The 24005-nt window shown below is 42.2% G+C and carries 16 protein-coding genes; 5 read left to right on the forward strand and 11 right to left on the reverse strand.

From position 1 onward, the window contains the following. Positions 1 to 5: 5 nt before the first annotated feature. The 6 genes from RB604_RS07970 to alaS all read right to left on the reverse strand — a co-directional run bounded on the left by RB604_RS07970 (position 6) and on the right by alaS (position 13241). Entirely contained in the window at positions 6 to 3554 is a 3549-nt protein-coding gene (locus RB604_RS07970) for a SusC/RagA family TonB-linked outer membrane protein (protein ID WP_007478739.1), read from the reverse strand. 698 nt (positions 3555 to 4252) lie between these two features. Continuing rightward, entirely contained in the window at positions 4253 to 6532 is a 2280-nt protein-coding gene (locus tag RB604_RS07975; protein WP_044093554.1) for a GH92 family glycosyl hydrolase, read from the reverse strand. Positions 6533 to 6578: 46 nt separating this feature from the next. Next, positions 6579 to 7580, reverse strand: a complete 1002-nt coding sequence (locus tag RB604_RS07980) for a FecR family protein (protein WP_007478737.1) — start codon at positions 7578 to 7580, stop codon at positions 6579 to 6581. Between the two features lie 50 nt (positions 7581 to 7630). Then, positions 7631 to 8185, reverse strand: coding sequence for an RNA polymerase sigma-70 factor (locus RB604_RS07985; protein ID WP_005925836.1), 555 nt, complete (start codon positions 8183 to 8185; stop codon positions 7631 to 7633). Positions 8186 to 8201: 16 nt separating this feature from the next. Beyond that, positions 8202 to 10421, reverse strand: a complete 2220-nt coding sequence (locus tag RB604_RS07990; protein WP_044093553.1) for a GH92 family glycosyl hydrolase — start codon at positions 10419 to 10421, stop codon at positions 8202 to 8204. A 201-nt stretch (positions 10422 to 10622) separates the two neighbouring features. Further along, complete coding sequence (alaS, locus tag RB604_RS07995; protein WP_007478735.1) at positions 10623 to 13241, reverse strand: alanine--tRNA ligase; 2619 nt, start codon at positions 13239 to 13241, stop codon at positions 10623 to 10625. Positions 13242 to 13346: 105 nt separating this feature from the next. Here alaS and RB604_RS08000 point away from each other — a divergent pair, with 105 nt between their 5' ends. Together RB604_RS08000 and RB604_RS08005 are read left to right on the forward strand one after the other, a co-directional pair. Continuing rightward, positions 13347 to 14315, forward strand: coding sequence for a M23 family metallopeptidase (locus tag RB604_RS08000; RefSeq protein WP_055293506.1), 969 nt, complete (start codon positions 13347 to 13349; stop codon positions 14313 to 14315). A 2-nt stretch (positions 14316 to 14317) separates the two neighbouring features. Then, positions 14318 to 14662, forward strand: a complete 345-nt coding sequence (locus RB604_RS08005) for a MerR family transcriptional regulator (protein WP_005925825.1) — start codon at positions 14318 to 14320, stop codon at positions 14660 to 14662. A 38-nt stretch (positions 14663 to 14700) separates the two neighbouring features. Here the strand turns inward: RB604_RS08005 and RB604_RS08010 are convergent, their stop codons facing one another. From RB604_RS08010 to RB604_RS08030, 5 genes are all read right to left on the reverse strand, one after another. Continuing rightward, positions 14701 to 16950, reverse strand: a complete 2250-nt coding sequence (locus RB604_RS08010) for a RelA/SpoT family protein (RefSeq protein ID WP_005925823.1) — start codon at positions 16948 to 16950, stop codon at positions 14701 to 14703. A gap of 68 nt (positions 16951 to 17018) precedes the next feature. Then, positions 17019 to 18314, reverse strand: coding sequence for a lytic transglycosylase domain-containing protein (locus RB604_RS08015; protein WP_025818961.1), 1296 nt, complete (start codon positions 18312 to 18314; stop codon positions 17019 to 17021). A 29-nt stretch (positions 18315 to 18343) separates the two neighbouring features. Further along, positions 18344 to 19219: a DUF5683 domain-containing protein gene (locus tag RB604_RS08020; protein WP_007478734.1), complete on the reverse strand. Its 876-nt coding sequence runs from the start codon at positions 19217 to 19219 to the stop codon at positions 18344 to 18346. Continuing rightward, entirely contained in the window at positions 19220 to 20110 is an 891-nt protein-coding gene (locus RB604_RS08025; protein WP_007478733.1) for a ParB/RepB/Spo0J family partition protein, read from the reverse strand. It abuts the gene before it with no gap. A gap of 10 nt (positions 20111 to 20120) precedes the next feature. Then, on the reverse strand, positions 20121 to 20888 hold the full coding sequence (locus RB604_RS08030) for a ParA family protein (protein WP_005925803.1): 768 nt from the start codon (positions 20886 to 20888) through the stop codon (positions 20121 to 20123). 312 nt (positions 20889 to 21200) lie between these two features. Between RB604_RS08030 and surE the strand changes: the two genes are divergently transcribed. The 3 genes from surE (at position 21201) to RB604_RS08045 (ending at position 23937) form a co-directional block, all read left to right on the forward strand. Then, positions 21201 to 21968 (forward strand): 5'/3'-nucleotidase SurE, encoded by a 768-nt coding sequence (gene surE, locus RB604_RS08035; RefSeq protein WP_005925801.1) that lies wholly within the window; start codon positions 21201 to 21203, stop codon positions 21966 to 21968. Continuing rightward, positions 21968 to 23104 (forward strand): lipid-A-disaccharide synthase, encoded by a 1137-nt coding sequence (gene lpxB / locus RB604_RS08040; RefSeq protein WP_007478732.1) that lies wholly within the window; start codon positions 21968 to 21970, stop codon positions 23102 to 23104. The genes surE and lpxB overlap by 1 nt, the downstream gene beginning before the upstream one ends. 89 nt (positions 23105 to 23193) lie before the next feature. Continuing rightward, positions 23194 to 23937 (forward strand): NigD1/NigD2 family lipoprotein, encoded by a 744-nt coding sequence (locus RB604_RS08045; RefSeq protein ID WP_005925795.1) that lies wholly within the window; start codon positions 23194 to 23196, stop codon positions 23935 to 23937. Positions 23938 to 24005 lie beyond the last annotated feature (68 nt).

Raw genomic sequence — 24005 nt, forward strand, 5'->3', positions numbered from 1 at the left:
ACTTATTAAAATCCTACATTAATTGAAAAACCGAATGTGCGTGTATAAGGCACAGCAGCATAGTCAAGTGCTTGTGAGAACATCGTTGTATCATAGCCTCCGTCTGGATTTCCTGGTGTGTGTTTAAGCAGAAAGCAGAGGTTACGTCCTACAAATGATAATTTCAAAGCTGTGAACGGAGTTTTTTTCAGAATTCTTGAGGGAAAATTGTATCCGATGGATAATTCCTTTAATTTGATATAGGAAGCATCGTATACAAACTCTTCGGCATATCCTTTGGCTGATTTGTATAAACCGATGGTGGAGTAATAGGTTTGTGCACTGACGGGGATGTCATTCAGACTTCCATCTTCTTTTACTCCGGGCACTACCATATAATAGTCTTTCACTCCGTTAATCTCTTTATATTCTCCACGGTATTCAGTACGCTTGGCAGTACCAACAGCGGTAGCCATACCTTCAGATACACAGACAATATCTCCGCCGAATTTCATATCGAACATCGCTGATAACGTGAAGCCTTTATATGAGAAAGAAGGGGTAACAGACATTAGCAGATTGGGCTCGATATTTCCTATAGGATGATCCAATATGTATTGTTCCAGATTACCATTACCGGTTTCCGGTATAGGAAGGCCATCGCTTCCTACGACAACGTTGCCTTGGGCATCGCGTTTCATGAGATTATTGGCATAGATGTTTCCTAATTTTCCTCCCGGTACTGCTCCTACCTTTACCGGCATGTTAGGATCACCGCTAAAATAAATATGATTTACGCCATTGGCCAATTCGTCTACAGTGGAAATATTTTTAGCAAGATTTACGCCCAGATCGAATCGGAAATCTTTTGTCTGCACAGGAGTAGAATAGATCATCATTTCCACACCTTTATTACTGATTTTTCCGGCATTTACCCATTGTTGGCTCCATGGTGAGGAAGCATCCACCAGCATTGCCTGATTTTTGGTTGAACTATAGTAATAAGTGAAGTCGAATCCTAACCGGTTATTGAGGAATTTCATATCCAATCCCATTTCGTAGGACGTTTTGATTTCCGGTTTGAGATTACTGTTCTTTTTAATAGTTTCAACAATAGGAACGCGGGTTCCGTTTTGGAATTCGAACTTTCTTGTATTCCATAAGTTATACGGTTCGGGATCTTTACCGACTTGGGCTGCGGATAAGCGGAGTTTGGCAAAAGTCAGCCATGTAGGCAAATTTTTGTCTAAAGAGCGGACAAAGTCTGAAATAACAAAACTTAAGCTGGCAGAAGGATAAAAGAAAGAATTGTTTTGTTGGGGCAGAGTAGAAGACCAGTCATTACGTGCAGTTAAGTCTAATGACAGATATTCGTTGTAAGCAAGTTGTAATGATCCGAATACGGAATACATGGCTCTTTCATGTCCCTTGTCTGTTGCATTGTCCAATCTTTCGGCTGTATTGAATAACCAGTTGTTTTTATCTAACATATTTTTGACTCCTACTGTCAGAGTTTCAAATTGCTGATACATGATATTACTACCCACATTGTAGCCGAGACGGAATTTTTCACCGAATGCTTTATCTCCTGTAAACATGAATTCGATGTTGTGCTCAAAATGATTTTCTTCTCCTCTGCTCATATTGTCCGTAGTAAGTTTTTCCTGCCAACTTTCTCCGTTTCCGGCGATGGCCTGATCACCCAAGCTTAAGTCGCTGGTCTGTAGTCTGGTACGATAGTAATCGAATGCATATTTAGCAGAAAATTTCATCCAGTCTGTCAGGTTCAGTTTGGCTGCGTAATAACCGAATGCCCTCCAACGTTCATCGGAGTTTTGATAACGGTGACGCACATAGTAAGGATTGGAATAATGTTGATTGGGACCAAACCAGTTTTCGTGTAAACGTTCTGTGGTTGTATAATTCTGTAAATCGGACAAGCGGATGTTACCCGGAATGAGGAGTAGTTGTGCCACTTCACCGTTGAGTCCTGTCAGTGGACGATTTTTGGCAGACATACGTGAAAGCGATATTTTACCATCTATTGATAGATATTTGTTAACTTCTGCTCCCGCGTTGATATCCGCTGTGATTTTTTCCAAAGTCTCGTCTTTGAATAAACCATCATTGCCATTAAATCCGAATGATGCCCTAAAATGGGATTTTTCGGTAGAACTACCTACTGACACACTATGGAATTGTGAGAAACCTGTGTCGAAATAATCTTTCAATTTATTGCCATAATATGAATAGGGGATTAGTTCTCCATTCCAGGTACGTTCCATGCGACCGTCGAGTTCGGGACCATAAGCAAGTTCACCGCTCAAGGTTCTGTTAGCAATATATTCATTATATGCATTCCATTCATCTTGGTGCTCGTTATCGTTAGGAACAGTCGGTTTTGCTACCTCTTGAGTACCTTCTTTAGGCTTATATACCAACTCCCCTCTGCTTCCTTGACCATATTTATCTTGCATTTTCAATGTACCGGTTACTTGGCTCCAAGTGAAACTACCGTTGTAGGTTACACCAAATCCGTCTTTTTTACTGCCTTTTTTAGTTGTAACAAGAATTACACCATTACCGGCACGTGATCCGTATAGGGCAGCTGCATTCGGTCCTTTTAATACGGAAATTGATTCAATGTCTTCAGGATTAATATCGAAAGACGTACCTCCGCGATCGTATCCTCCGTAAGCGGAAGCTTCGGATGTCTGGTTATCTGTGAAAGGTACACCGTCTACGATCCATAATGGTTGGTTGTTGTCTGTTAAAGAAGAATTACCACGGATTGTTATTTTAGTAGAACCACCTAACCCGGTACTGGAGGTGTTCATTTGCAAGCCGGCAACTTTTCCTTGCAATGCACTGGTTACGGAAGGATCTCCGGTCGTGTTCAATGCGTCGCTCTTTATTTCTTGAACGGAATATCCGAGCATCTTTTTTTCACGTTTGATTCCTAATGCTGTTACTACGACTTCATCAATTACTTGTGTATCGGATGTCATTTTCAGGTTGATAACAGCTTGTTCTTTTACGGTTATTTCTTGCGGAGTATAGCCTATGTATGAAAACTGGAGGATAGGGTTTTCTTCATCGACCATTAAAGTGTAATTGCCGTCGAAATCGCTGATCACTCCATTGGTTGTTCCTTTTACAAGTACATTTACACCAATCAACGGTTCACCGTTTTCATCGACAATAGTCCCGCTTATTTTGCGTGGTTGTCCTACCTTTGGTTGTTGATCTTGGGCAGGTGTTTGAGGTTTCAGATAGATAATGTTATCTTCTACCTTAAATGAAATGTTTTTATTTTTGAGGATTCGATTTAATACATCTTCTAATGATGCATTTTCTACTTTTATGGCCTCAACGGGGATTGTTGACAATTGATCGTCATAAAAGAATTGATACTCGGATTGAGACTGAATTTGCTTAATGATTGCTCCTAATGTGGTGCGAGAGGTGTTCAGTGTCAATTGAGCGACGGCCCATTGTACTGGGATTACCATAAGCAAAAGAATCAGTAAAGCCCGAAGTGATTTAGCACTTCGAAAAGAATGATTGCTTTCCATAAACAAAATTTAGTGGTTATACATTAGTAATATATTTGTATGAGGATACTTCTGTTTCCCCTTTTGATAATAAAACAATGATAGATGAAAATACACTTACTGCTAAATGAAGTTTTTTTTAAATAATTTTGTTTATGTGTTCAAGGAGTGTGTTAATACAGTTTTTTGTTATCTTAAAAGCGTTTTTATATAGATGATTATGAGGTGAAACATTATATTAACTTTGTTTCCTCCGGAGAAACCATTCGTTCCACACCGAGAAACAAAAAGTTTCATACGGATGAAACAAAGAGTTTCAAGCTGATGAAACAAAGAGTTCCAACCTAATGAAACAAGGAGTTCCATGTAGAAGAAACTTTCCTTTCCAATAAGTTGAAACGAATTATTATACTGTACTGGGATTTAGTTGACAACTTCTCTTGTTATGCCAAGTTAATTTGCCCAATATTTTTAAGACCTCGATAAGTTTGCTTTTCCCGTTGTTAGTCCTATATAAATTGTCATTTTAGAGATGTTGCAAAAATATATATCCTCGCTTATAAATGCAATGTTCTTGCCTGAAAGGGGGGAGGGGAGATAATAAACAACTCCCTTCACAATCCCATGCCTTTGTCGGACATTGGAAAAAGTGAAGGGAGTGAGTAAACGGATTTACTGTTGGGGTCTGGATGCAATCAGTAAAAAAGGAATAAATTCGATTATTTTTTCTTTTCTTCTGTTGAAAAGGAATAGGGGAAATCAGAAGGCTGAATACCTCTCTGTAAATTAGGAGTCCGGCTCATATGGCATTTTATGGTTCCGCCTTTGAGCAGATCCCCGTGTTTCAGATAGTTCTTGGTATAATTATCTCCGTTGAACTGGAGCGATTTTATATACATGGTATTCTCGTCATTGTCAGGAGCATCTATTACCAAATTATTACCATTCTCCAGATGCAGGGTCGCTTTTTTGAACAGAGGGGCTCCAAGTACATATTCATCGGTTCCCGGACATACCGGGTAGAATCCCAATGCAGAGAATACATACCAGGCAGAAGTTTGACCGTTATCTTCATCACCGCAATAACCGTCGGGACCGGGAGTATACATGCGATCCATCACTTGGCGTAACCAATATTGGGCTTTCCAGGGTTGTCCGACATAATTATACAGATAGATCATGTGCTGAATGGGCTGATTGCCGTGTGCATAATTTCCCATATTCATTACGGTCATTTCGCGGATCTCATGAATTACTTGTCCGTAATAGCTGTCGTCGAATAAAGGTGGAACGGCAAATACGGAGTCGAGCATCTGAACGAAGGGGGCTTTACCTCCCATAAGGTCAATCAGTCCCTGGGGATCATGGAATACAGACCAGGAATAGTGCCAGCTATTGCCTTCTGTGAAAGCATCTCCCCATTTTAAAGGGGAAAATGGAGATTGAAATTGTCCGTCTTCATTGCGTCCGCGCATCAATTTCGATTCCTTGTCGAATATATTACGATAATTCATGGCACGTTGTGCAAAGAGCTTTTGCTCTTTTTTCGGGCGGTTCAATGCTTTGGCAAGCTGGTAGATACACCAGTCGTTGTATGCGTATTCTAATGTGCGGGCAGCATTTTCGTTGATTTTTACATCATAGGGCACGTAACCCAATTTATTGTAATATTCATATCCGAGACGTCCGGTAGAAGAAACTTCCGGATGTACATTCTCTGTTCCGTGAATAAGCCCTTCGTACAGTGTTTTTACATCGTCCACTTTCACTCCTTTCAAGTAGGCATCTACCAGTACGGATGCCGAGTTGTTACCAATCATGCAACCTCTGTGTCCGGGGCTTGCCCATTCGGGGAAGAATCCGCTTTCCTTGTAGGTATTGATGAGACCTTCCTGCATCTCTTGGTTCACCGACGGATACATTAAGTTGAGAAAAGGAAACAGGCAACGGAAGGTGTCCCAGAAACCGGTGTCGGTGTACATGTATCCGGGAAGCACTTGTCCGTTGTATGGGCTGTAATGAACAGGATTTCCGTTTATATCCAGTTCGTAGAATTTGCGTGGAAAAAGAAGAGAGCGATAGAGGCACGAATAGAATGTGCGATATTGATCGAGATTACCGCCTTCTACTTCTATTTTACCTAAAACGTTGTTCCAGGAATCTTTTCCTTTCTGGACTAAGGTGTCGAAATCATCGTTTCCGAGTTCTTTCAGATTCTGTACGGCCTGGTCGGGGCTGATGAACGAAGAGGCGATACGGGCATGCACTATTTCTCCTTTACGGGTTTTGAAACCGATAACGGCACCGGTGTGGTCGGCTGTTTGTTCAAGCGTATTTTCTTTCAGAGCCTTGTCCGCAAAAGTAGCTTTATAGGTAAACGGTTTATCGAATTCGATAACGAAGTAGTTTTTAAAATTCTCCGGTACTCCTCCGCTATTACGTGTAGTGTAACCGATGATTTTGTTCTGTTCCGGTAAAATACGGATGCATGACCCTTTGTCAAAGGCATCTACAACGATGTACGAATGATCATTTTCCGGAAAGGTAAAGCGGAAAAGAACGGCACGTTCGGTTGGGGTCATTTCGGTTACTACATCGTGTTCGGCAAGGTATACTTTATAATAATGAGGGCGGGCTACTTCTCCTTTGTGGGCGAACCAGCTGGCTCGTTTTTCTTCATCGAATTCGGGCTTCCCAACAACAGGCATAATAGAGAACTGCCCGTAATCATTGATCCATGGGCTGGGCTGATGGGTCTGTTTGAAACCGCGAATTTTGTTTGCAGTGTAAACATACTGCCAGCCATCCCCCATTTTTCCGGTTTGGGGTGTCCAGAAGTTCATTCCCCAAGGGCGGGAAATAGCAGGATATGTATTTCCGGTGGAGAGTTCGTAGGAAGACTGGGTTCCCATCAGGGGATTGACATATTGAGTCCGGTCTTTTGCCTGGATAAGAAGTGCGCTACTCAGCGCACAGATCATTAAAAGAAGTTTTTTCATAATATATGAGTTGAGTGTTTACCGGGGAGAAGGTAAACCGATGAAATTATTTCTTAGCCTGGTCGGATATAAATATACTGTTTCCTACGATCTTATAATCGATGGGAATTGAATTCTTTAAAGATTTTAATACAGAATTGATGCTGTCTTTTCTTTTTAATACTCCCGAATATGTATTGTTGATTGTGATATCAGGAGATAAGATGATTTTTACATTGTAGAAGCGTTCCAATGTTTTTGCTATGCTATAGATATCCGCTTTCTCGAAAGGTATCAGATTATTGTGCCACACCGCATCCATTCGGGCGTCCACTTGCTTTACGGTCAGCCGTTTGCTCTCTCTGTTAAGCTCTGCTTTTTGTCCCGGGGCAAGGATGATCATCCCTTCTTCATTATTGCCTTTGACTTCAATCTCTCCTTCTATCAGAGTGGCCTCTGCCGATTTGCAGGCTTTGCTGCTCTTGAAGTTGAAGGTGGTTCCAAGTACCCTTACCTGCATGGCTTCGCTCTGCACGATAAAGGGTTTTGCTTTATTTTTGGTTACTTCGAAATAGGCTTCACCTTCCAGATAAACGTTTCTCTCTTTGTCGGAGAATTCGCGTGGGTATTTGAGGACAGCCGACTGGTTTAACCATACTTTAGTGCCGTCCGGCAATACGATTTCTTCTACATTGCCTTCTGAGGCAACAGCGATCATCTTGTTGTTTATCAAGGCATTTTGTCCTATCCAATAGGTGATGCCGGTACCTGTCAATAAAATGACAGTGATGATGGCTGCGTATTTCATCCAGCGGTGGATCGCCAATGTCCTGTTCTGCTTTGCTTCTTCTATGGCCAGACGTTTGTACAAACTCCTTTCCGCCTGGTCCATTCTTTTGGGAGATACTGTATGTTTTTCTTTTCCGAGATGGTATATTTCTTCCATCCGGAATAGCTTTCGGGCATTTTCATCTGATTCTTTTATCCAGAGATTTACCTGGACGAGTTCTTCCTCTGTGCACTTCCCCATGAGGAACTTTGCTATTATTTCTTCGCTGAGATTATTCATTTCTTCTATATATTATATAAATAAACAACTCAATCAATAAAAACACTTACTTATCTCAGAAAAAATAATGTGAGTAAGATAATTAAGTGATCGAGTCTGCTCCGTAAGTATTTCAGTGCCTTGTACATATGTGCTTCTACTGTGCGCAGTGAAACTCCCATTGTATCTGCTATTTCCCGGTTTTTCATATCGTGCAGATAGCTTAATTTGAACACCTCCTTACATTTGTCGGGCAACTCATTTATGGCATCATATATTTCTTTTTTTAATTCACGGTCTTCTATCCGCCGGATTACTTCGTTGTTGTCCGGTTGATAGAATTCCACACGTTTCTGGTTGATTTCTTCTACGATGGCCATGTAGCCGCTTTCGATATTGCGGTGTTTCAACACGTTGAGCGAACGTGTATACACAGCCCGGTAAAGGAAAGCCTGGATCTGGTCTCCGATTTCCATGGAATCTTTACGTTTCCAAAGCTCCACAAATACGTCCTGTACCACGTCCTCTGCTTCTTCTTCACCTACCAGACGGGTGGCGTAGAAGATCAGATTCGGATAGTACTTTCGAAAGAGAGCTTTGTAGGTGATATTAAAATCTTCCTTCATTCACGGTTTTTTTAGGTTACTTATACCATACCGGGCCGGGGGTGTTGCCCATTTCAAATTCAAGAGTGGCACCTCCCATTATTTGTTCATGGGTGATGTAGCTCTTGTCATAAGGCTTACCGTCGAGTTTTACGGATTGAATGTAAATATTCTCTCTGCTGACGGCCGGAGCGAGTACAGTAAATGCATTACCGTTCGATAACTGCATTTTCATTTCAGGAAACAGGGGGGTACCTATCTCATATTTTCCACTGACCGGATCTACCGGATAAAATCCCATTGCGCTGAATACATACCAGGCGGACATCTGACCGCAATCTTCGTTGCCACAAAGTCCGGCGGGAGTATTTAGATAAAGTTCATGCATGACTTTGGCTGCATATTGCTGGGTTTTCCAAGGTTGGTTTACGGTGTTGTACAGGTAGATCACATGATGGCTGGGCTCATTTCCGTGGGCGTATTGACCGATCATACCGGTGCTGAATATAGGAAGTTTGTCATCCGCAGAAGGGTGATAAGTGAACATGCTGTCCAGTTTCTCCGCGAAACGTTCTTTACCGCCGGTCAGTGCCATGAGCCCGTTGATGTCTTGCTGCACGGACCAGAAATATTGCCAGCCGTTGCTTTCACAGATATGCGGGATATATTCATCCGGATGGAAATCTTTTATAAAGTTCCCTTTGTCATCTCGTGGCTGCATGAAAGAAGTAGCGGGATTGTATAGGTTTTTATAGTTTTGAGAACGTTTGTGAAATTCTTCGGCGACCTCTTTCCTACCCATCTTTTCAGCCATCTTGGCAATGCAATAATCGTCATATGCATATTCCAGTGTTTTAGACAGCGACCAGTTTTCGGCATTGTAGCTATCTGTGATATTGTAAGGTACATATCCTGATTTTTTATAGATTCCGATGCCGCGATAATCATCTATATTAGCTGTTGCGACACAGGCTTCAAGCGCTTTTTCCGGATCAAAATTGCCTATGCCTTTCAAGTAGGCATCTACGATTACAGGAACGGCATGGTAACCGATCATCATATCGGTTTCACTGCCGTAGAAGTTCCACACCGGAAGGCGGCCGTTTTGTTCATAAAAGGCAAGGAAGGATTTCACCATATCGTTGGCACGTTCCGGTTCGGTATAGGTGAAAAGGGGATGGGCGGCACGGAAAGTATCCCATAGTGAGAAGGTACTGTAGTTTACCCAGCCGTTTGTCTGGTGGATTTGTTTGTCAGGGCCGTAATATGCACCGTCCACATCGCTATAAATGGTCGGCGCAATCATGCTGTGATAGAGTGCGGTATAAAAGTTTACTTTATCATCGTTGTTGCTGCTTTCCACTTTTATTTTGGAAAGTTGCCGGTTCCAGTTGTCGCGAATCGCATTACGATATTTATCAAAGTCATTGTCGGGTACTTCGGCCGATAAATTTCTTTCGGCTCCTTGCATGCTGACTCCGGAAATGGCAGTGCTGACAATAATTTGTTCACCTTTCTTTGTGTTGAAATCAAAGCGGGCTATGGCGGCGGTTCCTATGTGTTTGCCATCTTTGATGATGGCAGTCGTATCTATTTGTACAGAGGTAAAAGGTTTTGAGAAACGGGTCCGGAAATAAATATGCTGGTCACGTGCCCATCCGTCGGAGAATCGGTAACCTTGTATGGTGACAGAATCTACAATCTCGATGCGGGAGTCGTTGGTGAAATCCCAGTTCATCGCCTTTTTTAGATTCAGGAAGATGGCTGCCTGTGCTTCCGGAAAAGTGTAACGCTGAATACCGCAGCGTTCGGTAGCAGTAAGTTCTACATTTATATTATAGTCTTTTAGCAGTACCTGGTAGTAACCGGCTGTTGCCGATTCGTCGTCATGGGAGAAACGGGAGTGGATGCCTAACGGTACTTCCGCCTCTTTATAAGGCAGGGTTACGGGCATGAAAGAAATATCATACAGGTCGCCGGCACCTGTTCCCGACAGATGGGTATGGCTGAATCCGGCAATGGTACTGTCTGGGTAAAAGTATCCTGATATTCGATCCCAGCCGGGGAGACCATTGTCCGGACTAAGCTGGACCATGCCGAATGGCGCTTGTGCTCCGGGATAGGTATTACCTGTAAAATCGGTTCCTATGAAAGGGTTTACGTACGTTGTGTAGTCTACAGATACTTTTTCGTGAGGAGCGGTGCAGGCAGTGAATAGTAGTAAAAAAAATAAAAGTGCGTAGGTGAATGTCTTCATATGTTCGGGGTTAGAGTTTAGCGATAACATAGTTTTAAGCCGCAAATGTAAAAAATATAAGGTAAATAAGTAATATAAAAGCTGAACTTTATGTCAATTTCTCTATGTTTAGGTCTGTTTTCGCTGGGTTATAAAGAAAAAAAGGATTGAATCTCCTTTTACGAGAATCAATCCTTTGCTTTTATAAGAAAAAATCTGATTTTAGATACCGGCCAGTTCCAATACTTTTTCTATGGCGGCATTTAACCCGTCCGGATTCTTTCCTCCGGCTGTTGCGAAATGAGGTTGGCCACCGCCACCGCCTTGAATCAGTTTGGCAGCTTCTCTTACCAGATCACCGGCTTTTAATCCACCTGCAACCAGATTGTCACTGATCATAACTGTCAGCATCGGTTTTGCGTGGTCGATGGTTCCTGCTACGAAGAAGAAGTTTTCTGTGATTTCCCCGCGCAGTTGGAAAGCGATATTCTTTATGGTTTCGGCTGGCATTGGAGCGCAGAACTTAACCACTTTAATGCCGTGGATTTCCTGTACATTTTTCAATAGGCGTTCTTTGAGAGCTACCTCTTTCTCTTTCATAAAGTCTTCGAGCTGTTTCTTCAGTCCGGCGTTTTCGTCAATGTACTTACGGATGGCAATGCCTAAATCGGGTGCATTGTTGAAAAGTGCCTTGAGATCGCTCAGAGTATCTTGGATAGTGTCCAACATCTCTTCCACTTTTACCCCTGTAAATGCTTCGATACGGCGTACACCGGCAGCAACCGAACTTTCAGACATGATTTTTATCATGCCGATGCTTCCGGTGGCAGCTACATGGGTACCTCCACAGAATTCCACGGATGAACCAAATTGTATGACGCGCACGTGGTCGCCGTATTTTTCACCGAAGAGGGCAATTGCACCCAGCTCTTTAGCTTCTTCAATAGGAATATTGCGATACTCTTTCAAGGGAATATTGGCGCGGATTTTGGCATTTACCATATGCTCTACTTTACGGATTTCTTCGTCTGTCACTTTCTGGAAGTGGGAGAAGTCAAAGCGCAGGGAATCCGGGGTTACCAGCGATCCTTTTTGTTCTACATGTTCGCCCAGAACCTCACGCAGGGCCTCGTCCAGTAAGTGGGTGGCAGAGTGGTTGGCCGCACAGGCTGCACGTTTGTCTGTATCTACACAAGCCATCATCGGAGCATCCGGATGTTCCGGTAATTTCTTGGTAATGTGAATCGGCAGATTATTTTCTTTCTTGGTATCAATTACGTCGATGGTCTCGAATTCGCTGACCAATACACCGGTATCACCTACCTGGCCGCCGCTTTCGGCGTAGAAAGGAGTATGATCGAGTACGATTTGATACAATGTCTGATTTTTTTGTTTTATCTGACGGTAACGCAAAATAGATACTTCGTATTCTGTGTAGTCATAACCGACAAATTCACTGGTTCCTTCTTTTAGTATGATCCAGTCTCCTGTTTCTATTGCAGCAGCGTTGCGTGCACGTTGTTTTTGTTGTTGCATTTCTGCGTCAAACTCTCCGATGTTTACGGTCATGCCGTTTTCGCGAAGAATCAATTCCGTAAGGTCAAGCGGGAAACCGAAGGTATCATATAAAGTGAAGGCGTCTTTTCCACTGATTTCTGTCTTTCCGGCAGCTTTGGTATCGGCCATTGTCTTGTCGAGCAGACGAATTCCTGTTTCCAATGTACGGAGAAAAGCTTCTTCTTCTTCTTTAATTACCTTTTCGATTAATCCTTTCTGGGCGATCAATTCCGGATAAGCATCTCCCATATTATCAATCAGTACTGGAAGAAGCTTATACATAAATGCCTGTTTCCGTCCCAGGAAGGTATAACCGTAACGTACGGCACGACGCAGGATGCGACGGATAACGTATCCGGCTTTGGCATTCGATGGCAATTGTCCGTCTGTGATGGAGAAAGCAATCGTACGAATGTGGTCGGCTATTACGCGCATGGCGATATCCTGCTGTTTGTCTTTACCGTATTCAACTCCCGCCATTTTGGCAATGGCCTTGATCATCGGCTGGAATACATCCGTATCGTAATTGGAGGTTTTTCCTTGCAATGCCATACACAGACGTTCGAAACCCATACCTGTATCGATTACTTTTGCAGGAAGCGATTCGAGACTGCCATCCGCTTTGCGGTTGTATTGCATGAATACGAGATTCCATATTTCGATTACTTGCGGATGATCGTGGTTTACGAGATCGCGACCGGAAACTTTTGCACGTTCTTCTGCCGGACGCAGGTCGATATGGATTTCCGAGCAAGGACCGCAAGGACCGGTATCACCCATTTCCCAGAAGTTATCATGCTTGTTTCCATTGATGATGTGATCTTTCGGCAGGAATTGTTCCCAATAAGAAGCTGCCTCATTGTCGCGCTCCAATCCTTCTTCGGGGCTGCCTTCGAATACGGTGGCATACAAGTGTTCCGGGTTTAGCTTCAGTACGTCTACCAGATATTCCCATGCCCAACTGATAGCCTCTTTCTTGAAGTAATCACCGAAAGACCAGTTGCCCAACATTTCGAACATGGTATGGTGGTACGTGTCATGTCCTACTTCTTCAAGGTCATTATGTTTTCCGCTTACGCGAAGGCATTTCTGTGAATCCGCCACTCTGTGGTATTTCGCCGGGTGATTACCCAAAATAATATCTTTAAACTGATTCATCCCTGCGTTTGTAAACATCAGGGTAGGATCGTCTTTTATCACCATCGGAGCCGATGGAACAATCTGATGTCCTTTCGACTCAAAGAAATTCTTAAACGAATCTCTTGTCTCTTTTGCAGTCAACATACTTTTTATATATCTATTGTTGAGGTTAATATTCTCAAAAAAACAGTGCAAAGATAGCTTGTTTTTATTATTTTTGCCCCATCAACCATCGAAATATTTCCTAAGATGCGTAAAGTTTATTACATCTATAATCCGCGAACACAGACTTATGACCGAATTTATCCTACTGTCCGGCAGAAGGCGTTGAGTATTCTTCGCCGTCTTTTTATCGGTATGGGACTGGGGGCAGGGAGTTTTATTGTATTGTTATTCATCTTCGGCTCTCCGTCCGAGAAAGAACTGAGGACGGAAAATAGCCGTTTGCTGGCACAATACAACGTGCTTTCTCGTCGGTTGGATGATGCTTTGGGGGTATTGCAGGATGTGCAACAGCGTGATGATAATCTTTATCGTGTTATTTTGCAGGCTGATCCGGTGTCACCTGCCATCCGGAGAGCCGGATATGGTGGAACGAACCGTTATGAAGACCTGATCGATCTGGCAAATTCAAAACTTGTTATCAATACGACTCAGAAGTTGGACTTGCTCACGAAGCAGTTATATATTCAGTCTAAATCGTTTGATGATGTTGTTGCCATGTGTAAGAATCAGGATGAAATGCTTAGGTGTATTCCGGCCATTCAGCCGATTTCGAATAAGGATTTGAAGAAAACAGCTTCGGGATACGGAACGCGTATCGACCCTATTTACGGAACTACTAAATTTCATGCCGGCATGGACTTTTCTGCCAATCCGGGCACGGATGTGTATGCCACCGGAGATGGAGTGGTTGTAAAAGTAGGATGGGAGACAGGGTACGGGAATACGGTCGAGATAGATCATGGTTTTGGATACCGGACGCGTTATGCACACCTCAAGGAATATCGTACGAAGCTCGGAAAGAAGGTTGTGCGCGGTGAAGTGATTGCCGGAGTGGGTAGTACGGGTAAGAGTACGGGACCACATTTGCATTATGAAGTGCATTTCAAGGGGCAGGTAATGAATCCCGTGAACTATTACTTTATGGATTTGAGTGCGGAAGATTATGATAAGATGGTTCAATTAGCTGCTAACCACGGTAAAGTATTCGATTAAAGATGCCAATCCATACAGAGAAAAATTATAAGCTATATTATTCGATAGCTGAAGTAGCAGAGATGTTTGATGTCAATCAGTCTTTGCTTCGTTTTTGGGAGAAAGAGTTTCCACAGATTGCTCCTAAAACCAATGGGCGTGGTGTGCGGCAATACCGTAAGGAGGATGTGGATACCATTGCTTTGATTTATCATTTGGTAAAAGAAAAAGGGATGACCCTTCCCGGTGCCCGTCAGAAGTTGAAAGATAATAAAGAGGCTACGATCCGTAATTTCGAAATCATTAATCGGTTGAAAGAGATTAGAGAAGAATTGTTATCTATAAAAAAAGAACTGGATGAGCGATAAATGCTGAATCCGGTTCTTTTTATTAATTATACATTGCTTTAGTTCTCTACGCGTGTGACGGATTTGACATTTTTTATTTTACGCAGATTGTCGCAGATAGCTTTTACATCATCTACATCGTGTACATAAAGCTGTACTTTTCCCTCGAAAATGCCATCGTTCGTTTCTATATCCAACTTTCGGATATTGACATTGAGCTGTCGTGAGATAATTTGGGTGATTTCGTTTAAGAGTCCCATGCCGTCTATACCCTTAATATAGATATATACCAGGAAAGAAAGTGTTTTATGGGTATCCCATGCCGTAGCAATGATACGGTTGCCATAGCTGCTCTTTAATTTTGCAGCAACCGGACATTGGCGCTTGTGGATGATAACCTGATCATTCTCATCAATATATCCCAGTACATCGTCACCCGGAATCGGATGACAACATTCGGCCATGATATACTTTTTCTGTAGGGCTTCTTCCGTTAATTTTAAGATCTGCTTCGGATTGATGATCTCTTTTTCCGGAATCTCTTTTTCTTCCGGTTGTTTGTCTTTGTTGCCACCACCAAAAGAGAAAGTGAGATATTTTTTCCAGTTATTACTTTGTTTTTCTTTTAGTTCGTTCTTATCGGCTTCTCCCAAGATAATTGTTTTATTGCCGATAGCTACAAGTAAATCCTCTTCATTCTTCATGTTATGCAGTTTGCATAATTTTTCGATGACCACTGCACTCGGACGTACTTCTTCTTTTTTTAGAAATTCGTTGAGAAGCTCTTCACCCTCTTTTTGATTGATTTTTCGCTCTTTACGAAGAATTGCTGCAATTTTGGCTCGTGCGCGGGCTGTAGTAGCGAATACTTCCCATTGAGGTTGTACGCGTTGTGATTTGGAAGTAAGGATTTCTACCTGATCTCCACTTTGTAATTTATGGCTTAATGGTACCAGTTTATGGTTCACTTTAGCCCCGATGCAATGACTGCCGATATCTGTGTGCAATGAGAAAGCAAAATCTAAGGCCGTAGAATTTTGAGGCATAGTCTTAAGCTCTCCTTTGGGGGTGAACACAAATATTTCGGAAGCGAATAAATTTAGCTTAATGGTGTCTAAAAAGTCAATGGCATCCGGTTGCGGATCGTCAAGGATCTCTTTAATCGTTTTTAGCCATTTCTCTAATTCTCCTTCATCTTCACTTCCACCGCCTTCTTTGTATTTCCAATGAGCGGCAAACCCTTGTTCGGCAACGTCGTTCATACGTTCGCTACGAATCTGTACTTCAATCCACTGCCCGTTGTTTCCCATTAAGGTGACGTGCAATGCCTGATAGCCATTTGCTTTCGGGTGGCTTACCCAGTCACGCAGACGGTCAGGGTGGGGTTTGTATATTTTGGAGATGGATACATAGATGTCAAAGCAGTCGTTCAGTTCTTCTTCCGGATTTCGGGGTTCGAATATGATACGTACTGCAAGCAAGTCGTATATTTCTTCAAACGGGACATGCTTGGTTTGCATCTTGTTCCAGATAGAATAGATCGATTTTACACGGGCGATAATACGATATTTTAACCCCATTTTATCCAGCTGTTCACGGATCGGGGCTGTGAAATTATTGAATACCTTATCGCGTTCGGCGGCAGTGGCGTCCAGCTTCTTTTCGATTTCTTGATATTCTTCGGGGTGTTCGTATTTGAAACTTAAGTTTTCTAATTCTGTTTTTATCTTATACAATCCCAAACGGTTAGCAAGGGGAGCATAGATATAGAGTGTTTCTCCGGCAATTTTGTACTGTTTATTAGGCAACATTGAACCCAATGTGCGCATGTTGTGCAGACGATCGGCAATCTTTATGAGGATCACGCGGATATCATCCGACATTGTGAGTAGCAACTTCTTGAAATTTTCCGCCTGAGCCGATGCACGGTCGCCAAAGATACCGCCGGATATCTTGGTAAGTCCGTCTACGATTTGTGCGATCTTGGTTCCAAAAATGTTTTCAATGTCTTCTACCGTATAATCGGTATCTTCTACAACATCATGGAGCAGGGCTGCACAAATGGATGTGGAACCTAACCCTATTTCATTACACACAATTTGAGCTACAGCAATAGGGTGCATGATATAAGGCTCACCGGAACGTCGTTTGATACCTTTGTGCGCTTGATTGGCAAAATTGAACGCTTTGGTTATAATTTCAACACGTTTACGATGCTTTGTGGCAAGATAATCATGTAGCAGTTGTTGAAATGCCTGGTCGATCATTTCTTCTTCCGCTATTTCTTTTGGGGGTATATTATTATCCATAAATGTCATCTTTTCATTGCTTTCTGCAAAAATAGGCAATTTTCAACAGTGAGCAAGCAAAGATGTATTTATTTGTATATTTTCAATCGTTTTCCTGCCGTAATCTTGGTATTTCGCAGCCCATTCCAATTTTGAATGTCTTTTACGCGGACTTTGTATTTTTCGGCAATACTTCCCAACGTTTCACCACTGCTGATTTTGTGATAAACCAATTTCCCATTGCCGACAACCGCTTTTCCTCTTGTCGCACTTGGAGGTGTATTGTCTCTGATAGCGATTGTTTTTCTGTTTTTAAATAATTCATCGGCACGGTGTACGTAGATGGTGTCCTGTTGGTCGATGAATGTACTGATGTAATTTTGTGGCAGGCGGAGTGTGTAAGGCTTACTGTCCCCGGGAATCACATTTTTCTTATATTGAGGATTCAGACTTTTGATTTGTTCGAGACTGACTCCGCAAATATCGGCTATTTGTTCAAAATGAAGTTTTTTGTTTACTTGTATTGTGTCTGTACTTGCCGGAATATTTGTTTCCATCGGACAGATGTTATGGTCACAATAGTAAGTCATTACATAATTGGCGGCAATAAATGCAGGTACATAACCCCGTGTCTCTTTGGGCAGGAAGTTGTAAATCTCCCAATAATCTGTTTTTCCGTTTGCACGGCGTATGGCTTTATTTATGGTACCCGGACCGCAATTGTAAGCGGCAATAACGAGGTTCCAGTCACCATAAATGGCATACAGCTCTTTTAAATAACGTGCAGCCGCCCAAGTGGCTTTGATCGGATCACGACGTTCGTCTACAAGGCTGTTCGACTCCAGTCCGTACATCTTTCCGGTAGCAAGCATGAATTGCCACAACCCGGAAGCCCCTGCGCGGGATACGGCTGAAGGATTCAGTGCAGATTCTATAATGGGCAGGTATCTGAGCTCCAGAGGCAGATTGTAGGCATCGAGTGCTTCCTCGAAAATAGGCATGTAGAAGTTACAGGCACTTAGCATAAAAGAAACTTGATTACGTAAACGTCCGGTATACATGTCGATGAATTTGCGTATGATTTCATTATAGGGCATTTCCATGACAGCCGGGATACGTGAAAGGCGGTCGATGTAGACGGAGTCACTGAAAAGAGGATTGATTTCAGAAGTACTGCAATCCTTGCCAAGATCGATATAGTTTTTAGCTTTCCAGTCATTAAGCAGGCTGTCGAGCGGGTATGTCATGCTCACCGGAAGGTCGATACTCTCTTGGCGTTCGTTTCCGTTTTCTTTGATAATTACATCTACACTTTGTGCTTTAACCTGTGTGCTTACCAACAGGAAAAAGAGAATAAGGGAATAATAGTTTTTTAGTTTCTTCATTCTTAGTTGTTGCATCTTCAATTGTAATTTTAAAATCTAAAGCTACATTGCACGCCCACCGATTTATTTCTTGAGTGAAATTGGTCGTTGATAATAGCTGGTTCGACACGCATACTCAGATCCGGAGTGATGTCAAAGTTTGATAATTCGGCATCTACATAGGCATCTATTACGGAAATCAGATACACTCCGATAAAGGCAAATATACTGAGGTCCCGATAGCGGCGGAACATATCCTTGCGTTTGCGTAACAATTCTTTTTGTTGGTTTTCCGGATAATTGCTAAGACCACGTATATCGAGATGGCTGTTGGTGTTCGGGTCATTGTCCATGATGTCCAGATAGGCCTTGGCATAATCTTTATACATTTTTCCGTTCCAGCTCAATGCGTAGGCACATCCGGCGAATCCACCATAAATAATGGGAAGCTTCCAGTATTTTCGATTATAAATTTGTCCTCCGCCGGGGAAAACAACAGCCAGCCAAGTCGCTTTGGTAGGATTGGGCATCCATACGGTTTGTGGGATACTCGGAGGAACAGTGTCTATCGGTTGGGGTGGTGTAAATGTTGTTTCTATCTGTTCAAGATTCTTTTTGTTGATTTTATCCAGGCTGTCAGCTACTACAGGGGCTGTTACTTGCATAAGGATGCTATCAGTTTTCAGTACTGTGATACTGTCTTGGTTAAGAGACAGGCGGGCAGTTTTAAGAGAATCGGCTGTTTCCTGTCGGTTTGTATCACGATGACGGCGTGCACGGGCTTTAGGAGCTTCGCGGATGCCGATGGAATCCTGTACTGTGGTTTTGATGGGCTCTTGTGCATACACATCAATCCCTGCTACCTGTAAAAAACAGAGAAGCAGGGTGGTTAAGTATGGTTTATATATCTTATATATCCTTGTCATTTACTTCTTTAAAGTGTCGAAGATTTCCATGATACGTTCCAGCTCTTCCTCATTACTGAAAGGAATACTGATCTTACCTTTTCCTTTTTCTGAACAGGTCAGTTGTACCTTGGTATTGAAAAATCCGGAAAGATGCTGTTTGAGCATATTGAATTCTTCCGGTAGCTTAGAGCGTTTCGGTGTAATTTTCCGGGTACCGCTTTTTACACTTTCACCTTCACTGAGTGATTTTACGATTTCTTCCACTTTACGTACGGAATAGCCGTGTTCCAATATCTCTTCGAATATTTTTACCTGTAATTTAGGGTCTCCCAAAGTTATCAATGCGCGGGCATGCCCCATATCGATCTGTTTGTTTTGTAGCGCCATTTGTATGGGAGCGGGTAATTTGAGCAAACGCAGATAGTTGGCAATTGTAGTACGTTTCTTTCCTACACGTTCGCTGAGACGTTCTTGGGTCAGTTCGTATTGTTCTATCAGGTGTTGATAAGCAAGAGCAATTTCTACTGCGTTTAAGTCTTCACGCTGGATGTTCTCGATCAATGCCATCTCCATTACGTTTTCATCATCGGCTGTGCGGATGTAGGCAGGTATTGTTTCCAATCCGGCTTTCAATGATGCACGATATCGGCGTTCTCCCGCTATAATCTGATAGGCGTCATCGTTAAGTTTGCGCAACGTGATCGGTTGGATAATGCCGATTTCGGAGATAGAATCTGCCAATTCCTGCAATGCTGTTTCATCGAACTCACGGCGTGGTTGGTTAGGATTAACGGAGATTTTGGAAAGCTCTATTTCATTGATAGACGAAGACCCTTCGGTTTTCACTTCATCCATTGAAAGCAGAGCGTCCAGTCCGCGGCCTAATGCATTTCTTCTTTGTGTTGCCATATATCTTCGTTTATTTACTATTTCTGTTGATAATTTCCTGAGCTAATGCCATATGATTTTTTGCTCCGGTCGATTCGGCATCATAAAGAATAGTCGGTATGCCGTAACTGGGAGCTTCACTTAGCTTCACATTACGTTGAATAACGGTTTTAAACACCAATTCTTGAAAATGGCGTTTTACTTCGTCATATATCTGGTTGGCTTGGCGTAGTCGTGAATCGTACATGGTCAACAGGAAACCTTCGATCTCTAATGACGGATTCAACTTGGATTTGATGATTTTGATGGTATTCAGTAGCTTACTGATTCCTTCAAGAGCAAAATATTCTGCCTGTACGGGGATAATTACCGAGTCGGCTGCTGTTAATGCGTTGATAGTAATAAGACCCAGCGACGGAGAACAGTCTATTAAGATATAATCGTATTCTTTTTTCAATGGAGTCAGTACCTCTTTTAATATTTTCTCCCGATTTTTGAGATTCAGCATTTCTATTTCCGCTCCTACCAGATTGATATGTGAAGAGATGACTTTCAGTGATTCTATCTCAGTGTCATGGATAGCATCTTCTACGTTGGCTCTGTCTATAATACATTCGTAGATAGTACATTCAGACTGTTTGATGTCGACTCCCAGGCCTGAAGAGGCATTAGCCTGTGGGTCTGCATCAACCACCAGTACTTTTTTTTCGAGAGTAGCAAGCGAGGCTGCGAGGTTAATCGTAGTTGTTGTTTTCCCTACACCGCCTTTTTGATTGGCCAAAGCAATTATTTTTCCCATATTATCTAATTTTATCGGCAGCGAAATAAGTGATAATAACTCAGAGTGCCTACGAAAAAAGAGAAACTTTGCAAAATCTGTTGATAAGTCATCTGTTTTGTTAATAACTGGATGATGAAACTGCTGCGTATTCTCTTTTTAGCGTGCAAATATACATATTTATATTAAATAACAGAGTGCTTTTTTACTCACTTGCAGAAGATTAAGATTTGTAAACGCGTGAAGTGGATGTCAGATTGAATCGGGCTAAGTTGGCGGTAAACGTTCTTTTTCTTACTTTTGTGCTGAATTATATAGACTAAGGAGGTCATTATGGAAAATAGACGGCCACTGATTCTCATCTCTAATGATGACGGTATCATGGCAAAAGGTATTAGTGAACTGATAAAATTTCTCCGTCCATTGGGGGAAATTGTAGTAATGGCGCCTGATGCGCCCCGTTCCGGAAGCGGATGTGCGATTACTGTAACGCAACCGGTACATTATCAGTTGCTTCGTAAAGATGTGGGATTGACTGTATATAAATGTTCCGGTACACCGTCTGATTGTATAAAACTGGCTTGGAACACGGTACTCGAACGAAAACCGGATCTTGTTGTCGGTGGCATTAACCATGGCGATAATTCGGCTACGAATGTTCATTATTCCGGTACGATGGGAGTAGTTATCGAAGGATGTCTGAATGGTATTCCGTCTATTGGCTTTTCTCTTTGCAGTCATGATCCCGGTGCAAACTTTGAACCTGCCGGTCCATATATTCGTCAGATAGCTGCTATGGTACTGGAAAAAGGGTTGCCTCCGTTAACTTGCCTTAATGTGAATTTTCCCGATATGGCAGAACTTAAAGGTATTAAGATTTGTGAGCAGGCAAAGGGGAGATGGACGAATGAATGGGAGCCTTGTCCGCGTAAAGGTGATGACAATTATTTTTGGTTGATAGGGGAGTTCAAGGACGATGAACCGGAAAACGAGAAAAACGATCATTGGGCACTTGCCAATGGGTATGTTGCCATTACCCCTACCGTAGTAGATGTGACGGCTTATGGCTTTATGAACGAACTAAGCAAATGGTTTGAATAATGAAATATTACCTCATTGTCGGTGAAGCTTCCGGAGATTTGCACGCTTCTCATTTGATGGCGGCACTAAAAGAAGAAGATCCTTCTGCGGAATTCCGTTTTTTCGGTGGCGATTTAATGGCTGCCGTCGGCGGGACGATGGTGAAACATTATAAGGAACTCGCATACATGGGGTTTATTCCTGTTCTGCTTCATCTGCGTACTATTTTTGCCAACATGAAACGTTGCAAAGAAGACATACGTTCATGGAATCCGGATGTTGTTATTCTTGTGGACTATCCGGGATTTAATTTGAATATTGCCAAATTCGTTCATTCTCATACCCGGATTCCCGTATACTATTATATCTCGCCGAAGATTTGGGCTTGGAAAGAGTACCGCATTAAGAATATTAAACGGGATGTTAACGAGCTTTTTTCAATCCTTCCTTTTGAGGTTGATTTTTTTGAAAAGAAACATAAGTATCCTATACACTATGTGGGTAATCCTACTGTAGATGAAGTGACAGCTTTTAGCGCAGCACATTCAAAAGATTTTTCTACTTTTGTCAGAGATAATAATCTCGAGGATAAACCGGTTATTGCTCTTCTTGCCGGAAGCAGGAAGCAGGAGATAAAAGACAATCTGCCCCGTATGCTGGAGGCAGCAGCGGCTTTTCCGGATTATCAGATGATATTGGCTGGTGCTCCCTCTATTTCTCCCGACTATTATCGGCAATATATCGGTGATGCGAATGTAAAAATTATTTTTGATCAAACGTATCGTTTGTTACAACATTCGGAAGCTGCTTTGGTAACTTCCGGTACGGCTACATTGGAGACTGCACTTTTCCGGGTTCCGCAGGTCGTTTGTTATTACTTGACTTGTGGTAAGTTTGTTTCTTTTTTGCGGCGGCATGTATTGAAGGTAAAATATATCTCTCTTGTTAATTTGATTGCCGGTCGTGAGGTTGTTAAAGAATTAGTGGCAGATACTATGACGGTTGAAAATATACAAGTAGAACTTGCACGCCTTCTCTCTAATGAGAAGTGTCGTCAGAAGATACTGAAAGAATATGAACATATGGCCCGGTTGCTCGGGCCGGCTGGTGCTCCCCGGCATGCAGCCCGTGAAATGGTGAAATTGCTTAAAAAATAGAATCTGTTTTGATAATAAACGTGAAGCCGGTGCAGTAAAAGCCCGGCTTTTTTATTTATCAGATAGAAATAAAAGAAAGGAACATCTATATGAAAAAGTTAAGTTGTTTTTTAGTAGCAATGTTGTTTCTGCTGATGCCGGCATTACAATCGTGTGACGACAATGATGGATATTCTATCGGGCAGTTTGGTGGTAGCTGGGCTACAGTTCGTGTTTTGAGTGGTAATACTTATTATTTAGATTCTGATTATTATGGGACGCTTTGGCCGGCAGCCAGCAATGTTTATGGTTTCAGGCCTGTGGATGGTCAAAGATTGGCTGTTCTTTTTAATCCTTTATATGATAATTTTGATAACTATGATTTGGCTGTCAAGGTAGAGAATGTTTTTCCTATTTTAACGAAACAGGTAGAAACTTTGACAGCTGAAAACGAGGAAGAAATAGGAAATGATCCGGTAACTATTTTTAAAGATAGGATATGGATTGCCAATGGTTATCTGAATGTTGTATTCAGGCAGGACAAACCTGTATATACGCCTCATCTCGTGAGTTTAGTGCATAATACATTGGAGGTGCCCGAAGAAGATGATTATGTTCATCTTGAATTCCGTTATAATACCTATGGCGATCTTTCCGGAAGATGGGGAGATGAAGCTGTTTCGTTTAATTTGAATTCTGTTGATTTTGAGGGAAAGAAAGGATTGAAACTAAAACTGAACTCTGCAGTGAATGATGAAGTGGAAATTACATTTAATATAAAAGAAACGATGTCAGTGCCGGAAGCTGTATTGAATTTAGATTATAGTGAGCTGGAAGCCGATAAGGTGAAATAAAATCTTATGTGTCTTTCAACTAAAACGGGCCTGTCTTTGCTGTTGGAGATAGGCCCGTTTCTTTATAA

The sequence above is a fragment of the Bacteroides salyersiae genome (genome assembly GCF_031172035.1).
GTDB classification, from domain to species: Bacteria; Bacteroidota; Bacteroidia; order Bacteroidales; family Bacteroidaceae; genus Bacteroides; species Bacteroides salyersiae.

Excerpts from the sequence above, each read along its gene's own strand:
- RB604_RS07970 (WP_007478739.1), bottom strand. The coding sequence starts at position 3,554 with ATGGAAAGCAATCATTCTTTTCGAAGTGCTAAATCACTTCGGGCTTTA.
- RB604_RS07975 (WP_044093554.1), bottom strand. The coding sequence starts at position 6,532 with ATGAAAAAACTTCTTTTAATGATCTGTGCGCTGAGTAGCGCACTTCTT.
- RB604_RS07980 (WP_007478737.1), bottom strand. The coding sequence starts at position 7,580 with ATGAATAATCTCAGCGAAGAAATAATAGCAAAGTTCCTCATGGGGAAG.
- RB604_RS07985 (WP_005925836.1), bottom strand. The coding sequence starts at position 8,185 with ATGAAGGAAGATTTTAATATCACCTACAAAGCTCTCTTTCGAAAGTAC.
- RB604_RS07990 (WP_044093553.1), bottom strand. The coding sequence starts at position 10,421 with ATGAAGACATTCACCTACGCACTTTTATTTTTTTTACTACTATTCACT.
- alaS (WP_007478735.1), bottom strand. The coding sequence starts at position 13,241 with ATGTTGACTGCAAAAGAGACAAGAGATTCGTTTAAGAATTTCTTTGAG.
- RB604_RS08000 (WP_055293506.1), top strand. The coding sequence starts at position 13,347 with ATGCGTAAAGTTTATTACATCTATAATCCGCGAACACAGACTTATGAC.
- RB604_RS08005 (WP_005925825.1), top strand. The coding sequence starts at position 14,318 with ATGCCAATCCATACAGAGAAAAATTATAAGCTATATTATTCGATAGCT.
- RB604_RS08010 (WP_005925823.1), bottom strand. The coding sequence starts at position 16,950 with ATGGATAATAATATACCCCCAAAAGAAATAGCGGAAGAAGAAATGATC.
- RB604_RS08015 (WP_025818961.1), bottom strand. The coding sequence starts at position 18,314 with ATGAAGAAACTAAAAAACTATTATTCCCTTATTCTCTTTTTCCTGTTG.
- RB604_RS08020 (WP_007478734.1), bottom strand. The coding sequence starts at position 19,219 with ATGACAAGGATATATAAGATATATAAACCATACTTAACCACCCTGCTT.
- RB604_RS08025 (WP_007478733.1), bottom strand. The coding sequence starts at position 20,110 with ATGGCAACACAAAGAAGAAATGCATTAGGCCGCGGACTGGACGCTCTG.
- RB604_RS08030 (WP_005925803.1), bottom strand. The coding sequence starts at position 20,888 with ATGGGAAAAATAATTGCTTTGGCCAATCAAAAAGGCGGTGTAGGGAAA.
- surE (WP_005925801.1), top strand. The coding sequence starts at position 21,201 with ATGGAAAATAGACGGCCACTGATTCTCATCTCTAATGATGACGGTATC.
- lpxB (WP_007478732.1), top strand. The coding sequence starts at position 21,968 with ATGAAATATTACCTCATTGTCGGTGAAGCTTCCGGAGATTTGCACGCT.
- RB604_RS08045 (WP_005925795.1), top strand. The coding sequence starts at position 23,194 with ATGAAAAAGTTAAGTTGTTTTTTAGTAGCAATGTTGTTTCTGCTGATG.